Origin of the sequence: Glutamicibacter sp. AOP38-B1-38 (assembly GCF_052377485.1) — a bacterium.
Lineage (GTDB): Bacteria > Actinomycetota > Actinomycetes > Actinomycetales > Micrococcaceae > Glutamicibacter.
The window spans coordinates 53,781-69,407 of record NZ_JBQSWU010000003.1 but is presented as its reverse complement, the minus strand read 5'-3'; the positions used below and the strand labels follow the sequence as shown (position 1 = coordinate 69,407).

11 protein-coding genes are annotated in these 15,627 nt (G+C 59.2%); 6 read left to right on the top strand and 5 right to left on the bottom strand.

From position 1 onward, the window contains the following. Positions 1-13: 13 nt before the first annotated feature. The 3 genes from ACT3TP_RS02540 to ACT3TP_RS02530 all read left to right on the top strand — a co-directional run bounded on the left by ACT3TP_RS02540 (position 14) and on the right by ACT3TP_RS02530 (position 4,128). Entirely contained in the window at positions 14-1,426 is a 1,413-nt protein-coding gene (locus tag ACT3TP_RS02540) for an NAD(P)H-quinone dehydrogenase (RefSeq protein ID WP_444619144.1), read from the top strand. A gap of 377 nt (positions 1,427-1,803) precedes the next feature. Continuing rightward, a complete protein-coding gene (locus tag ACT3TP_RS02535; protein ID WP_444619142.1) occupies positions 1,804-3,192 on the top strand; it encodes an MFS transporter in 1,389 nt (462 codons plus the stop codon). A gap of 183 nt (positions 3,193-3,375) precedes the next feature. After that, positions 3,376-4,128: an SDR family oxidoreductase gene (locus ACT3TP_RS02530; protein WP_444619140.1), complete on the top strand. Its 753-nt coding sequence runs from the start codon at positions 3,376-3,378 to the stop codon at positions 4,126-4,128. A 75-nt stretch (positions 4,129-4,203) separates the two neighbouring features. Here ACT3TP_RS02530 and ACT3TP_RS02525 read toward each other — a convergent pair whose 3' ends face one another. Genes ACT3TP_RS02525 through ACT3TP_RS02505 form a run of 5 tightly spaced genes read right to left on the bottom strand, consistent with a single transcriptional unit; the run spans position 4,204 to position 13,439 of the window. Continuing rightward, positions 4,204-7,398 carry a type I restriction endonuclease subunit R gene (locus ACT3TP_RS02525; RefSeq protein WP_219843937.1) on the bottom strand — a complete coding sequence of 1,065 codons (3,195 nt, stop codon included), beginning with the start codon at positions 7,396-7,398 and terminating at the stop codon, positions 4,204-4,206. Between the two features lie 22 nt (positions 7,399-7,420). Next, positions 7,421-8,527, bottom strand: coding sequence for a PDDEXK nuclease domain-containing protein (locus tag ACT3TP_RS02520; protein ID WP_444619137.1), 1,107 nt, complete (start codon positions 8,525-8,527; stop codon positions 7,421-7,423). 58 nt (positions 8,528-8,585) lie between these two features. Beyond that, positions 8,586-9,800 carry a restriction endonuclease subunit S gene (locus ACT3TP_RS02515; RefSeq protein ID WP_444619135.1) on the bottom strand — a complete coding sequence of 405 codons (1,215 nt, stop codon included), beginning with the start codon at positions 9,798-9,800 and terminating at the stop codon, positions 8,586-8,588. Continuing rightward, a complete protein-coding gene (locus tag ACT3TP_RS02510) occupies positions 9,797-11,413 on the bottom strand; it encodes a class I SAM-dependent DNA methyltransferase (RefSeq protein ID WP_444619133.1) in 1,617 nt (538 codons plus the stop codon). Before ACT3TP_RS02510 ends, ACT3TP_RS02515 begins: the two co-directional genes overlap by 4 nt. After that, positions 11,400-13,439, bottom strand: a complete 2,040-nt coding sequence (locus ACT3TP_RS02505; RefSeq protein ID WP_444619131.1) for a hypothetical protein — start codon at positions 13,437-13,439, stop codon at positions 11,400-11,402. Before ACT3TP_RS02505 ends, ACT3TP_RS02510 begins: the two co-directional genes overlap by 14 nt. Positions 13,440-13,671: 232 nt before the next feature. On the opposite strand from ACT3TP_RS02505, the gene ACT3TP_RS02500 reads away from it, so the two are divergent. From ACT3TP_RS02500 to ACT3TP_RS02490, 3 genes are read left to right on the top strand one after another with little or no spacing between them, the layout of a single operon-like run. Continuing rightward, entirely contained in the window at positions 13,672-14,142 is a 471-nt protein-coding gene (locus ACT3TP_RS02500; RefSeq protein WP_444619129.1) for a hypothetical protein, read from the top strand. A 2-nt stretch (positions 14,143-14,144) separates the two neighbouring features. After that, on the top strand, positions 14,145-14,792 hold the full coding sequence (locus ACT3TP_RS02495; protein WP_444619127.1) for a hypothetical protein: 648 nt from the start codon (positions 14,145-14,147) through the stop codon (positions 14,790-14,792). A gap of 52 nt (positions 14,793-14,844) precedes the next feature. Further along, positions 14,845-15,621, top strand: coding sequence for a TM2 domain-containing protein (locus ACT3TP_RS02490; RefSeq protein WP_444619125.1), 777 nt, complete (start codon positions 14,845-14,847; stop codon positions 15,619-15,621). Positions 15,622-15,627 lie beyond the last annotated feature (6 nt).

Genomic DNA, 15,627 nt, shown 5'->3' with positions numbered 1-15,627 from the left:
TGCATGGTGAACAATGGGAAAGGTGAGCGCAGATCGTAGGAATAAAGCAACCCGTTTAGTAATCCTTGGTGGCGGACCAGGTGGCTATGAAGCTGCCATGGGAGCCGCCCAGCTAGGTGCCAATGTCACCGTTGTAGAGCGTGCCGGGATGGGTGGTTCGGCGGTCCTCACGGATGTCGTGCCGTCCAAAACCCTCATCGCTACCGCTGACGCGGTACGCCGGGTGCAGCATGCGGAAACCTTCGGTGTCAACATCGAGGGCATCAACGATGCGCAGACCGACTTCTCGGTGGTCAACCACCGTTTGCTGGCCTTGGCCAAGGAACAGTCCGGAGATATCCGCACCGGCCTGGAGCGTGCCGGGGTGCGTATCGTGATCGGCGACGGCCGCCTGGTGGACCGCAAGACGGTGGCGGTAAGCCACCCGGACGGCTCGGAGCAGTCGATCGAAGCCGACGCCATCTTGCTTGCCGTCGGCGCCCATCCGCGCGAACTTCCTACCGCCAAGCCAGATGGCGAGCGCATCTTCAATTGGACCCAGATTTATAATATGAACGAGGTGCCAGAGCACCTGATCGTTGTTGGCTCCGGTGTCACCGGTGCGGAGTTCGCTTCGGCCTACAATCTGCTCGGCGCCAAGGTGAGCTTGGTCTCCTCGCGTGACCGTGTGCTTCCGGGCGAGGATGCGGATGCCGCGGCCGTGCTCGAGGACGCCTTCAAGGAAAACGGCGTCAACGTCGTTTCCCAGGCACGCGCCGAAGGCGTGGAGCGCAAGGGGGACAAGGTGTTTGTCACCTTGGCCGATGGCCGAGTGCTCGAAGGCAGCCATTGCCTGGTAGCCGTCGGCGGGATCCCGAATACCGAAGGCCTCGGCTTGGAGGAAGCCGGCGTTCAGCTCAGCGATTCGGGCCACATCAAGGTGGACGGTGTCTCGCGCACCACCGTCACCAACGTCTACGCCGCTGGCGACTGCACCGGTGTCTTCGCCCTGGCTTCGGTGGCCGCGATGCAGGGCCGCATTGCCGTTGCCCACCTGCTCGGCGACTCGGTGAAGCCGATCGATCTGAATCTGGTCTCCTCGAACGTCTTCACCTCCCCGGAAATCGCTACCGTCGGCGTCTCGCAGCGTGCGGTCGCCGAGGGCAAGTACCAGGCGAACATCATCAAGATTGACCTGAATACCAACGCTCGCGCAAAAATGATGAACGTCGAGCAGGGCTTCGTGAAGATCGTTGCGCGCAAGGGCTCGGGCACCGTTATCGGTGGCGTTGTCGTCGCGCCGCGGGCCAGCGAATTGATCTTCTCCCTGGCGCTTGCGGTGCAGAACAGCCTGCACGTGGATGATGTAGCCGAGACCTTCTCGGTCTACCCATCGCTCTCCGGTTCTTTGGCCGAAGCCGCCCGCCGCTTGCACCGTCATATCTAGGTCTCTTGCCGCATAAGCCGGGCGTTCCTGAGCAGCAATCGGGAATGCCCGGCTTTTTCGCGCTGTCAGGGCCGGTGGAAGCCAGCGCCAGGTGGTGCGCACGGCCACTGCCGCAAATTGGCGCAGAAGTATATTTTCGTGGGGCACTTCATAGTCCGCTCGTCTTTTGATATAGGGCATGCGCTGCGTTCGATTGCCGCGTCTCACTATTCGGGAGCACATTTCGCGCAAGTCAGGGGCGGATAAGTGGCCAGGCGGGTGCTGAATAAAAAATGTGTCCAAATATTGGACACAAATATCCACATACTGGTCGTTTCGGCTTACCATTATGAAGTCATAAACGAGCCTTTACTCGCACTTCAGAAGGAGCCGCCGCCATGTCGCAGGCTAACCAGACAGTAGCGCCAAAGGAAAACACCCGTGGGCGCGTGCTGTTCGCCAGCATGATTGGCACCACGGTCGAGTTCTTCGACTTCTATGCCTACGCCACCGCGTCGGTATTGGTTTTCCCAACGCTGTTCTTCCCCAACGCCACGGCGATCAACGCCATCCTGTCCTCTTTCGCCATTTTTGGTGTCGCATTCATCGCGCGCCCGCTCGGTTCGATCGTCTTCGGCCACTACGGTGACAAGCTGGGACGCAAGGGAACTCTGGTTGCCTCGTTGCTGCTGATGGGTATCGCGACCTTCCTGATGGGCTTCCTGCCCGCCGCACAGGGCCACTGGACGGTACTTGCGCCCACGGCGCTGGTGATCCTGCGCTTCGCACAGGGCCTGGCCTTGGGCGGCGAGTGGTCCGGTGCCGCATTGCTTGCCACCGAAAACGCTCCGAAGAACAAGCGCGCGGTCTACGGAACCTTCCCGCAGCTCGGCGCACCGGTTGGCTTCATCCTGGCTAACCTGATGTTTGTGGTCCTGCAGACCACGCTGACCGCCGAGCAGTTCTTGGCCTGGGGCTGGCGCGTTCCGTTCTACTTCTCCGCGGTGATGGTCATCATCGGCCTCTGGGTGCGTCTGAAGCTCGTGGAATCGCTGTCCTTCCAGAAGGTGCTCAACGAGAAGAAGGTGGTGAAGTCCCCATTCTCGGTGACCATGAAGAACCACTGGCGACCAACCTTGGCCGGTACCTTCATCATGCTTGCCACCTATGTGCTCTTCTACCTGATGACCTCGTTCACGCTGACCTACGGCACCACCGCGGCAACGATTGAACAAGGGCAGGCTGCCGCCGAGGCCGCAGGAAAAACCTTCAGCGCCGAAGGGTTCGTCCCGGGCCTGGGGATCGAACGCCCAACCTTCTTGACCATGCTCATCATCGGCGTCGTCTTCTTCGGTATCTTCACCGTGGTCTCCGGGCCGCTGGCCGAGAAGTTCGGCCGCCGCAAGTTCCTGATCTGGGTTACCAGCGGAATCTTGGTCTTCGGCTTGGCCTGGACCCTGTTCTTCGGTCCGGGGCAGGGCGCCGCGATGGCCGGTCTGGTCATCGGTTTCACGCTCATGGGCCTGACCTTCGGTCCGATGGCTTCTTTCCTGCCCGAGCTGTTCCCTTCAAACGTGCGCTACACCGGTTCGGCAGTTGCCTACAACATGTCTTCGGTGATCGGTGCGGCTCCGGCTTCGTTCGTGGCCATCGCACTGTGGAGCGCAGGCAAGGGCAACACGATGGGCGTCGGAATCTACCTGGCCATTGCCGCGGTGCTGACGCTCTTTGCGCTCTTCCTGACCCGCGAGACCAAGGACGTGGACATGGAGGAATTCGTCGAGTAATCTCGGTCCCCGAATGTTTTCGAAGGTGTGCAGGGAATTCCACCAGGAATTTCCCTGCACACCTTCTTTTGCTTTTTGCGGATCAAAACCGCGGAGCTTGTCGTAGAGTCGGAATGGAAAGAGACGAGCCAGTGCTCATGGTGAGCCTGCTGACGTGGCAGGCATCCGAGATAGGGAAAGCCCATGAAGATTGCTATTGCAGGTGGAACCGGAACTATCGGCCGTCACGTGGTGGCCGCAGTTGAAATGGCCGGTCACCAGCCGCTGATCCTGACCCGGAAAACGGGCATGGACCTGCTGACCGGCCGCGGCCTGGCCCAAGCCATGGCAGGGGTGGGCGCGGTTATCGACGTCACGGGCACCGCAAGCATGCGCACCAGCACCGCGGTGGACTTCTTTACAAGGGTCACCGAAAACCTGCTGGCCGCCGGCCGCGCGGTGGGCAGCGCCAATCACGTGGCCCTGTCGATCATTGGCGCGTTGGCGGTGGATGCCCAGTATTATGCGGGCAAGGCAGCCCAGGAGCGTTTGCTGATGGCGCAGCCCGGCGGATATACCCTGCTGCGCACCTCCCAGTTCCACGAGTTCGCCGGTCAAATGCAAGGCCGTTTGGGCCTCGGCCCAGCGCAATTCGCTCCGGCCATGCGTTCGCAGCCGATCGCGGCGGCCGAAGTCGCCGCCGAATTGGTGAAGCTTGCGGTGGCCCAGCCGCAAGGCGTGGTGGCAGATCTCGCCGGGCCGCGCGAAGAGCGGATGGCGGATCTGGTCCGGGCCTATCTCAAACACGCCACCGGAAGGGCAAAGCGCGTGATGGAAATACCCATTCCCGGGCCTATGGGGCGTGCCATGCGCGATGGCACATTGCTGCCCGGAGCCGGCGCGCGGCTGGGCTCCCAGACCTTTGCCGACTGGCTGCAGGAACAGCAAAGGCAGTAAGAGCCCGTTTGCGGTTTCGCGGAGCCGGCAGCAGCCGGGAAAGCAGGAGCAACGCAGGAAGGCCAGGATGAGGCATCAGTGCACCCTAGCGGCGGCGTTCTCGCGCAGGGCCATGGTTTCCATCTGCTCGATCACGAGCTTGATGGCCTCGGGCTGCTGGTCTGGCGGGTAGCCGTTGATCACCAGCAGTCGTTTGACTTGGGAGCGCAATTTGGCGCGTACATCTTCGCGTACGGTCCAGTCGGTTTTGGCATCCCTTTTCATCATGGCGACGAGCTGTCGGGCGATCTCGGCAAGAATTCCCGGACCTTGCAGATCGACCGCGGACTCGTTCTGGCTGATGGCATCGTAGAACGCCAGTTCCTTGTAGTCCAACGGCGGCTCGAAGCGTTCGCCACGACTGGCCTCATCGGTGATTTCGTCGGCCATCTCCAGCAGCTCGGCGATGATTTCCGCGCTGGTGAGTTGCTGGTTGGTGTATTTGCGCATCAGTTCGGTGATGCGCTGCGAAAAGGCGCGCTGCCGAATCATGTTGTGCGCGGTGACCTTGATGGATTCCTCTGCTACCAATTTACGCAGGGCCTCGATGGCCAGATGCTGGTTCTTGGCCTTCTTCGCCTTCGCAACAAACTCCGGGGTGAGCTGGCCCAAGCTGGGCTTGGGCATTCCGGCGGCTTCGTAGATGTCCAAGACCTCACCGGTGGCATCGGTGGACCGGGCAATGAGGTTCCCCAGCAACGTCTGGATCTCGCTTGGAATCGGGCGCCCGTTGGCGCGGCGCTCCTGCGCATCGAATTTCGCCATCCAGACACGTACTTCCTCGAAGAACTGCACATCTGCGCGCAGCTCATCCACCGCGCCGGAGGCGGAGCACAGCGACCAGGCGCGCGCCAAGGCCGAAGAGGCGACGCGATAGGTAGCCGCGAGGCTGGCTTCTCCTTCGGCCGGCTGATTGCCTGGAGTCAGCGGATCGCGCAGGTAGTTCACCGTGCTGTGCACCGCGCCGAGCCAGGAACGGGCCGAAGGCCCGCTGCGCAGCAACCGCCAGTCGATACCGGCCAGCATCTTTTCGATCTGGGCGATCAGCTGCTTGGTGAGGACCGCCAGTTCCTCGACGTTGCGGCCCACGGGTTTGCGCTTCTGGTCAGTGGAGGAGTATTCCTGCAAGGCCGCCGCCAGATTATCGGCCAACGGGGCAAACGCCACCAGCAACCCGTCTTGCTTGCCGCGGAAGGTGCGGTTCACGCGGGCCAGGGTCTGCATGAGCAGGGCGCCCTTGAGCGGGCGGTCCAGGTACAGGGTATGCAAGGCCGGGGCATCGAAGCCGGTGAGCATCATGTCCTTGACTATGACCAATTCCAGTTCGTCCTCGGGGTTCTTCACCCGGGCCTTGACAATATTGTTCAGCGAGTCGCGGCGGACATGCGTGGACACCGGTGGCACATCCGTGGCATCCCCGGAATAGACCACCTTGATCTTGCCGGCGGTCAACTCATCGCTATGCCAGTCCGGGCGAAGCCTGACGACCGCGGCGTAGAGGTTCGCGCAGATTTCCCGGGTTCCGCCAACGATCATGGCCTTGCCGTAGGTGGGTTTTCCCTCCGGTTCGGCGATGAACCCGGACATGGTTGCCCGACGCTCCTCCCAGTGATCCACGATTTCCTTGGCGAGCATCTCGATGCGCTCCGGGGCTCCGTAGACCGCATTGACCACGGCCACCGATTGCTCGATCTTGACTCGTTCGGTGTCGTCCAGACCGACGGTGGCCTCATCAGCCGCATTGTCGATGTCCTCTTCGCTCAATTCTTCCGAGCGCTGCACCTTGATCAGCCGCGGCTCGAAGTACACCGGAACGGTAGCCCCGTCGTCCACTGCCCGGGACAGGTCGTAGACGTCGATGTAGTCGCCGAACACGTCGCGGGTGTTGCGGTCTTCGAAGGAAATCGGGGTGCCGGTGAAGGCAATGAGCGTGGCACCGGGCAGCGCATCGCGCAGGTGGCGGGCATAGCCATCCAGATCGTCGTAGTGGCTGCGGTGGGCCTCATCCACCATGACGATGATGTTCTTGCGGTCCGACAGCAATGGATGGCTTTGTCCGGTTTCGCGTTCGCGCTTGGTCTTGCCGAATTTCTGCAAGGTGGTGAAATAGATGCCGCCAGTCACCCGGTTGGACAGTTCAGCGCGCAGGTCGCTGCGCCGTTGGATCTGCATGGGAGTGTCCGGGAGCAGCAGCGAGCGCTCGAACCCGGCGAAGAGCTGGCCGTCCAATTCGTTTCGGTCGGTGATCACCACGATGGTCGGATTCTTCAGTTGGGCGTGCCGCATCACCCGGTTGGCGTAGAGCTCCATTTCCATGGACTTGCCCGAGCCCTGGGTATGCCAGACCACCCCGGCCTTGCCGGTGGACTTCACCGCTGTAATGGTCGAGCCCACCGCCTTCGCCACGGCAAAGTACTGGTGCGGCTTGGCGATGCGCTTTTGCAGCTCCTCGCCGCCGTCGAAGGCGGTGTACCAGAAGAGCAGCTGGAGGAAGCGGGAAGGATTGTAAAGCCCGGATAGAGCGGTTTCCAGTGGCAGCGGCGCTTCACCGCTGAGGTCATGGCCGGTTTCCACCGGCACCCCGTCGTCATCGACCTTCCATGGCGAAAAATGGTTCAGCGGGGTAAATGGGGTGCCGTACCGTGCATCCAGTCCGTCGGAAGCGAGCGTGAACATGCAGAAGCGGAAGGCCAACGGGAATTCGCGCAGATAGGTTTGCAGTTGTGCGTGGGCCGTGGCCACGGTGGCGGAGACCGCACCGGCCTTCTTCAGCTCGATGATGCTCACGGGCATGCCGTTGCAGTAGAGCACTACGTCGAAACGGCGTTCGTACTCGCCCTGCACGAGGCGGACCTGGTTGACGGCAAGCCACTGGTTGTCCGTTTCCTCCATGCCCATCAGGCGCAGGGTCGGGTTGTGCTCGGTGCCGTCGGCATCGTAGTAGGACAACCGGTAGCCTTCGGTGAACATCCGGTGGACCCGGTAGTTCTCCGCAATGGCATCTTGGGATTTGGGAGCGATGATTTCAGCCAAGGCTTGCTGCAGATACTGGTCCGGCACCCCAGGATTCAACCGACGCAAGGCGGCAAGCAGGCGCGGCTTGATCACCAGTTCATCCCAGGAGTCGCGCTCGCCGGTGCCAGGGGCAATGTCTTTGCCGTGCTTGGGCTCCCAGCCTTCTTCGCCGAGCCGTTCGAGAGTGATACCTTCCCAGACATCCTCGTTGTTCATCGAATTCATGAGGGATCCTTTCCTAGGACTGCTGGTCTAGCTGTTGGGCATCTTCGAGTTCGGATTCGAGCTCTTCGATGGTTGGAAGTCCGGTGGCGAGCTCCGCCGGCAGGGAGTCCTTGATTTCGGTGGCCCACTCGGCGACTCCGATGGGGGATTTGAACCCACGCAACGCGTATTCGGCCACGACTTCGTTCTTCGTCTTGCACAAGAGCAGTCCGATGGTGGGATCATCGTCTGGCTGCGCGAGAAGGTCGTCTACCGCGCTCATGTACATTCCCAGTTGCCCGAGGTGGCCCGGTTCGAATTTGGTGACTTTCAATTCGATGACGACGAAGCGGCGGAGCTTGAAGTTGTAGAAAAGCAGGTCCGGGAAGAACTCGTCTCCGGCGATATCCAGTCTCATTTGCCGCCCGACAAAGGCGAATCCACGGCCAAGTTCGAGCAGGAAATGCTCGACATGCTTGATGAGCTGGTTCTCGAGGTCCCGCTCGTTGCGTTGGTTGCCCAGCGACAGAAAATCAAAGATATATGGGTCTTTGATGGACTCTTGGGCCAGAGTGGCAGCCGATTCGGGAAGCCTGTCGTGGAAATTGGTTACTGCTTTACCGGAACGTTCATGCAGGTGCGTCTCGATCTCGTGGACGAGGGAATTACGGGACCAGCCTTCTTCGATAGCTCGCGATGCATACCAGAGCCGAGCCTCGGAATTATCAAGTTTCTCTAGCAAAGCGATGTGGTGGTACCAAGGTAATGTTGCAAGCGGCGCTTGCAACATTACTGAGCCCGGCCATGCCTCGGCTAGCGATTTCATGTACCGGAGATTTCGCGGAGAGAACCCACGCGCGTCAGGAAACCGTTCCTTCAAGTCAGAAGATAAGCGCGTCACCACGCGTGCGCCCCAGCCTTCCTCGGTTTCTCGGGCGAGGAGCTCCGAACCGATGCCCCAATAGGTGTGGATTAATCCCTGATTTACCGCGGAAATAGTACGAGCTTGCCCAGTCTCGATACGCGCGGAGACAGCCGTCAGGAGGTCGCCGTACCATTGCGGAACAGAGGATCGTGCTGGCGCATTCGAAAACCCGGCGTTTGATTTATCATCAGCGCCGTTGTCTTCAGACCCATTCATCGGTTCTACTCACGTTTCTCCGTGGTTTCAAAGGTACGGCTAGCTGAGTGGCAAAAAATTACACGCCAGCTTCGTGGACCCTGGCCTCGGCTTCTTTGACTCGGAGATTCCCGGACATCAATTGAGGAAGCAACACGTCGCGGGTAGCGGCAAGTTGCAAATTTTCACGGGCACCAGATTCGACCGTAGCCAATAACGGCGCCAATTGGCGTTCTAATTTTTCAGACTCTTCTTTTTCCAAGTTAGGCATGTGCAAATGGTCGAATGTTCGCTTCGTAATCGTGTCGAATACGGAGCCATGGGCAATCGTCTTTGCGTGGTCCGCTGCCGATCGAATTGCAAAGAACAAGATAGACGCAGACGTTTCCCCAGGAACGAATCCGTAGCAGGACTGATTGAAGGATGATGGTTCGCCGAGTCGAGCTACTGCGCCGACTGTACCTCGCGCAGTAAGGATTACCGAGCCCTTGGGTAGTGGTTTTGCTTTGGTTTCACCTGTCGCGGTGCTCGTAATTTTTTCTTCAGTGTTTAGGACAATATGGCTGAAAGCGCCCGTGATATCTCTAGCTGAAATCCAGTGTTCCTTACCACCCCAATAGTCTTCCCGTGAACGTGATGGAGTTCCGCCGAGAACGGGCACGAGCTTTTGACTCATTGGAGTCAGCTTGCTGGTATCGGTCGCATTCGTGTAAATGGAGTACGCAAGCTCGTCGGCCGTATTGGCCAACTTGGAGTTGGCCGCGATCTTGTCGTCGAGCGCTCCAAGAACTTCAGAGATGGCTTGCTGGGTCTCGATCGCTGGCAACCAAAGCCTCATACTTCGCTGATCGGTCAGGCTAACGTAAGGTGCCATATCGCTTTGTCCACCTAGTACGTTCAACTGTCTTTGGAAATCTGGAGACAGCAAGAGGTATCGAAGGAACCCTTGAAAAATAACCGACTCGTCCAGCGAGCGCCAAAGAGTCGTTTGGGGGGAACATACGAAATTGCAAGAATTAATCGGTGCAATAGCTACTTTCCCAACTGTTCCCTTATGAGAAAGTAGCACATCACCGCCGCGACCATGTCCTTTGCGGATTCTATTCAGAGCTTCCGAATTGATTCGGCCAGCTGATTCAAAATCAATGAATCCGCTGGTCATATCAGCGGCCCTGATAAATGGTGTGCCATTTTGGCTAAATTCGTGTTTAAGGGGGCGATCATTCCCGTGGTTTCCATCTTCGATTCGTAGAAAACCCTGCGAAATTAGATCGCGAGCGATTACATGATTCAACTAATCCTCCTCAGCTGTTCTCGCACAACGCTAGACAGCCGTTCTGACTCCTTGAATTGCTCGAAGAGCGAATTCTTCAGCCGTTCCAACTTTTCTTCGATCGGTTCACCGTCGCCTTCGACGTCAGCTGCACCGACAAAGCGTCCTGGTGTTAGCGCGTATCCCGAATCCTTGATTTCCTTAGTCGAGGCCGAGTAGCAGAAGCCTGGAACGTCGTTGTAGGCGCCTTCGGCTGATTCCTTGCCACGCCACGTATGGAAGGTATTGGCGATAGTTGAAATATCCTCATCACTGAGAGCTCGCTCGGCGCGGTCAACCATGTGTCCCATATTGCGGGCATCGATGAACAGCGTTTGCCCCGAGCGGTCAATGGAACCTCCGGCACCGGCGGTTTTGTCTTTTGCGAAAAACCAGATGCAAACGGGGATGCCGGTGGAGCGGAAGTGCTGGGTTGGCAGTGCCACCATGCAGGAGACCACATCGTTCTCGACCAATTTCGCTCGGATGTCTCCTTCACCGCCCGAATTAGACGACATCGATCCGTTGGCCATAACCACTCCGGCGGATCCGCCGGGTGCAAGTTTGGACAGGATGTGCTGGATCCACGCATAGTTGGCGTTGCCGGTGGGCGGAACACCGTAGGTCCAGCGGGGGTCTTCCTCGTTCCTCGCCCAGTCCTTGATATTGAATGGTGGATTGGCCATGATGTAGTCGGCCTTCATCTCCGGGTGAAGATCGCGGCCGAAGGTGTCGCCCCAGCGGGGGCCCAAATTGGCATTTAGGCCGTGAATGGCCAGGTTCATCTTGGCCATTCGCCAGGTACGCTCATTGAGCTCCTGGCCATAGACCGAAATCGCCGTACGATCCTCATTATGGGATTCAAGGAATTTCTCGGTCTGGACGAACATGCCGCCCGAACCGCACGCAGGGTCGTAGACGCGGCCGCTCTGGGGTTCAAGCACTTCAACCAGGACTCGCACGACGCCTGCTGGCGTGTAGAACTCGCCGCCTCGTTTGCCTTCGGCACGGGCGAACTTCTCCAGGAAGTATTCGTAGACTTCGCCGAGCAGGTCGCGGGCACGCGTTGAACCTTCACCCGTGAACCGCGCACTATTAAACATGTCAATCAGTTCACCCAAGCGGCGTTGGTCTACGCTGTCGCGGTTGAAAATGCGCGGTAGGGTGCCGGCCAGCGTTGGGTTGGCTGTCATCAATTCATCCATGGCGGTGTCCACAAGCTCACCGATGTTCTTCGGAGCATTTCCGTCAACCGCGGACAGGCCCTTGGCATTCACAGCCAGGTGGGACCAGCGAGCGGCATCTGGAACAAAGAATGCGCCATGTCCGGTGTACTCGTCTGGATCATCAATCAGCAGGGCGATCTGGGCCTCCGCCAATCCGCTGTCCGTCAATTCGGCGCGGATCTGTTGACGCCGCTCCTCGAACGCATCCGAGACGTACTTCAGGAAGACCAGACCAAGGATGACGTCCTTGTACTGCGAGGCATCCATGGATCCGCGAAGCTTATCCGCAGCTTTCCACAAGGTGTCTTTGAGTTCCTTCATAGTTGAAGGAAGCGCGGCTTGGGCCGCTGACTTTTTACGAGGTGGCATTGCTGCCTTCCTTTCGCTGGGTCCTGCGATCAATCATGTCAATTTTTTGGTCAATAACCATATTGGTTAATGAGTTTTCAAGCGCGTTAATCGCTTCTATTCTTTTTCGCGCGATCTTTTGCTCATTCTTCAGAAACTCCAAAGCTCGAACCAGCAGTTCTTTTTTGTCATCGGGACAGATACGGATATGCGTTCTCCGCCATTGCTTCAGCTGCTGGCGGTTAAGCGCTTCCGCTATGAGGTCGGGGATCAGCCCACTGGAATTGTCCGCGGTGATTCGCAATGCCTTTGCCGGGAAACTCACCACTCGAGCACCTTCGCGATCTACGACCGCCCGGACTTCGCCAGTTGTGCTGAAGACAATATCGTCGGGTTCGGACAGTTGGCTGTTCCCATAGCCGTTAGCCAAAGCGAAGTGGGAAATAGTTGCATCCGTTTTGGCACTGGGTAGCAACCTTGTCTCCCAGATGCCGATGCCGGAATGTCCGAAGTCGTCGACATCATCTGGAGCAAATCTTGTGCCCGGCAGTTGCTTCAAGGCACCGGACTCAAGCAGCTCACCGATAGTTGGTTCATGTCCGCGTTTGAAGTCCAGTCGAGTTTCCAATGCAGAAAATTCGAAGGGAAAACCGGGGCGAGCTTCGTTGGTTTCCTGCACTATTTCGGCAAGAGCCTCCAACTCGGTGACGGCTCGGGCGGACGTTGCGTAGTCGGTGTAGATCTCCCGCTCCATGCGTGGTGCGGGAATCAGTCCTCCGGATGCAGCGACCACCGTGGGAAGCGGCATCCAGCGTGAGTGGATTACGGCGACTGGTCTCTTGCTGGTCATATTTCGCAGACCAAACGCCAACTGCGCGCCAAAATCCGCATTGAGCAGCTGCGTCAAAGTCCGTAGGCTCAGATCCGTAACGAGTATGCGTGCCGGGCTCTCTCCGGTGCTTGGCAGTTCCGGCCCAAGAATCCACAAGGTCATGCGCTGTCGCGGCATCGCGGTCCTCACCCCAGGTGGGAGGGAAGCGATCGCGTGAACACGTCGACTGCGCAGGATCGTTGAGCGGATCGAGTCCAGCTCCTTGTCCTCCAGCGGATCGCTGAGAATCGAGGCTGGTCCAACGATCAGTGCCCTGTCTTGGCGGTCGAGGCTGAGCGCGAGCTCATCGATTTGGGAAAGCAAGGCACTTGCCGGGGCATCCGGGACCTCGGAGGACGGCAGCTGGGCCAGATAGGTTGCCTGTCCGTCCGTATGGCCTGAGTCCAAGATGACATTGTCTTTGCCTGCAGCAACGGCTACCACTCGCCGCAAGGCCATTCGCGCCAGTGCCGACCGCGCGGCCGTGTTCGGTTGCTGCAAGCCAACGGTGAGCGATTCTGTTTCCGGGAGCCGCGCCAGTGTGCCGAGCAGCAGGTCGCTTCCGCCGCGGGTGGCCTCAACTATCGCGCCTTCACCGCGCAGGGCCAAGGCCAAGTCCGCGAGGAACGAGAGCGCGTCTTCACTGAGAGACGTTTGGGACAGCTCCTTCAGGTCATCGGTATTCCGCGCCGAATAGATGGCTTCCAAAGCGTGAGCCGCCGTATATGCGGCGTCAGCGCACATATCCGCCCTCATTGCCAGATGTTGCAGGTTCCGGGATTCACGGATTTCCTTGAAAAGGAACTCATCATCCGGATCTTCTTCGTCGGCCAGGTCCACGAGGTCATCGGCTGCGTAGGTGCCCAAAGGCTCGCCGATCAGGGTCCTCAAGGCCAACAGGGCGGTCAATGGCTCGATGTCCTGCGGATCAATCTGGATATTTATTCCAGCGTCGGTCCGGACATGTGGGTTGTTCCCCTTGCCGGTCTCTTCCAGCCACGACACCACGTCATGCGAGAAAAAATAGCGCTGTTCGCCGCGGACAACGGCAGGTTCTGGAAAGGGTGTGGTGCCGGCGGCATGCCGCTTGATCCACATATTCACGACGGGACGCCTGACCTGAGCCAGGCTCGCAATATCGGACATGCTCATGAGGTCGCTGTGTTGATTTTCCATGAACACCTCCTGGAATTGCGGCGCCGATTGTTGGTTTCTCCATCATGTCAGAGTTCCCAGAAATATTCTCAATTTCTTTGATAACCCCCATTATCAGAGTATTTAGTGACTCGATGTTGAATTTCTCCGTAGCTTGGATTCGTCAGCACAAGCTGGCATCCGGTTGGGCCGGGCCAAGTTTGGGGACGCGGTCCGGCCCAGCAGATCACATCACTTTCCAGGAGGCAGCGACATGTCGGAGACAGCGGACCAACCGCAAGCCGAAACCAGCGAATCGGCGCAGGCAACGCGCTTGCCGCGACGGTGGATGCTCCCAGCAGCAATTGGCGGAGTTGCCGGTTGCCTCATCGGTGCGCTGGCGGTTGCCGGAATGTCGAGCCCCGGGCTATTTGCCGGCGGCCCGGACTTTGCGGGCGCCGTCGAGGAGTGCGAAGTTTCCGCGGAAGGCTTTCTCGTGCTGGATGACGGAGAGGCACTGCAGCTGGACAGCAAAGGCAGCGACATCTGGGATTCCGGAACGGAGGATTTCGCGCAGATTGCCTGCGTGCTGGCCGGGCTGGAGGTCCCCGGATCGGTGATCAGCAAGATCGACAGCACCCGGGCGCTGGATGGCCGCCAAGACGACAGCTGGGACGGCGTGGCAATTTCCTGGTCCTACCACCCCGACTCCGGGGTGGACATTCTTCTAGAAAAGGAGCGGTAACCATGAATTCCACCGAGCAATCCTCCACAGCTGATTCTTCGCACGTCAACCGAAAGCGCCGCGGATGGTTCAAACCTTTGCTGGCGCTCGTGGTCCTGCTGGGAACGCTGGCCGTCGGTTTCCTTGTCGGAACCGACAGCATGGATCCGACCCAGAGCGAGGAATACGCCGCTCTGGGGGCCGAGAAGTCCGCCGTGGAAGGCGAACGGGATGCCTTCGAGGAGGCGCGCGACGAGGTGCGGCAAGAACTCGACGAGTACCGGGACGAAACCGAAACCCGGGAAGCCGAGCTGGCTGAGCGCAGCGACGAGCTGGATTCCAGATCCAAGGGGCTCGACGAGCGCAAGGAGGAGCTGGATGAAATCGACGTTGCGCTGGCCGAACGCGAGAAAGCCGTCGGCAAGGCCGAGGACGAGAAAGAAGCCAATACCGTCAGCAACGGCGTGTGGACCATTGGCGTGGATATCAAGGCCGGAACCTACAGGTCTGACGCGCCAGTCTCCAGCGACTGCTATTGGGCAGTGCTCAAAACAGGGACCAATGGGGACATCATCGACAATGACATCCCGGGCGGCGGACGTCCTTCGGTCACCGTGGGCAAAGGCCAAGACCTCGAGCTGAGCCGTTGCGGTACCTGGACCAAGCAATAACTGATCATCACTACCTATGACGCAGCTTCTAGCTGCGAGATTGAGGAATATCATGTCCAACCATATTCAGCAGGCTTATGGGGCTCCGGGTTATCCCGGTGACCAGGCGCCAGCAAAATCATTTGTCGCCACCTGGCTCTTGTCCTTGTTCTTCGGGTTCCTCGGAGTGGACCGGTTCTATCTCGGCAAGATCGGTACCGGAGTGCTGAAGCTCTTGACCTTCGGTGGTCTGGGAGTGTGGGTGCTGATCGACTGGATCATCATCCTGACCGGCTCGATGCGCGACAAGTCCGGCAGGTTGCTGGAGGGCTACGCTAAATACCGGCTCGTTGCGTGGATTGTCACCGCCGCGTTGCTGGTCGTGGGGATGGTGTCGGGCGGCAGCAGTGCCGCAATGCTTGCCAAGACGGCCGCAGACGTGCCGGCGGTGTCGCAGCAGGCAGATCCCAGCTCCGCGGCAGCAGCCCCGGCTGAAACAGAAGAAGAAGCCGAAGACCCGGTCGGCGAAGCCGTCGAAGAGGCTGCAACCTGGCAAGAAGTGGTCACGATGGAAGGCGGAACCGACAAATCCAGCTCCACCTTCGAGCTGACTGGCGCGGAAGCCCGCATGACGTACTCGTTCGCCGGCGGCGAGGATTTCGCCATCGGTGCCATCTACGTCTTGGAAGAAGGGATCGTGCTGCTCGAAGACGGAGGTCTTCCCGAGGTCATGCTTGATGGCCCTGCAGAGGATGAAACTGCCCTCCATAAGAGCGCGGGCACTTACTACCTGGACGTCAATGCGGCGAACTTCAGCGGGTGGACCGTCACCATCGAAGAGCTGCGGTAGGGCCGG

What these genes read in the sequence shown, in the direction of transcription:
- ACT3TP_RS02520 (WP_444619137.1), bottom strand. Translation starts at nt 8,527, where the DNA reads ATGAATGGGTCTGAAGACAACGGCGCTGATGATAAATCAAACGCCGGG.
- ACT3TP_RS02540 (WP_444619144.1), top strand. Translation starts at nt 14, where the DNA reads ATGGGAAAGGTGAGCGCAGATCGTAGGAATAAAGCAACCCGTTTAGTA.
- ACT3TP_RS02490 (WP_444619125.1), top strand. Translation starts at nt 14,845, where the DNA reads ATGTCCAACCATATTCAGCAGGCTTATGGGGCTCCGGGTTATCCCGGT.
- ACT3TP_RS02500 (WP_444619129.1), top strand. Translation starts at nt 13,672, where the DNA reads ATGTCGGAGACAGCGGACCAACCGCAAGCCGAAACCAGCGAATCGGCG.
- ACT3TP_RS02510 (WP_444619133.1), bottom strand. Translation starts at nt 11,413, where the DNA reads ATGCCACCTCGTAAAAAGTCAGCGGCCCAAGCCGCGCTTCCTTCAACT.
- ACT3TP_RS02530 (WP_444619140.1), top strand. Translation starts at nt 3,376, where the DNA reads ATGAAGATTGCTATTGCAGGTGGAACCGGAACTATCGGCCGTCACGTG.
- ACT3TP_RS02525 (WP_219843937.1), bottom strand. Translation starts at nt 7,398, where the DNA reads ATGAACAACGAGGATGTCTGGGAAGGTATCACTCTCGAACGGCTCGGC.
- ACT3TP_RS02495 (WP_444619127.1), top strand. Translation starts at nt 14,145, where the DNA reads ATGAATTCCACCGAGCAATCCTCCACAGCTGATTCTTCGCACGTCAAC.
- ACT3TP_RS02505 (WP_444619131.1), bottom strand. Translation starts at nt 13,439, where the DNA reads ATGGAAAATCAACACAGCGACCTCATGAGCATGTCCGATATTGCGAGC.
- ACT3TP_RS02535 (WP_444619142.1), top strand. Translation starts at nt 1,804, where the DNA reads ATGTCGCAGGCTAACCAGACAGTAGCGCCAAAGGAAAACACCCGTGGG.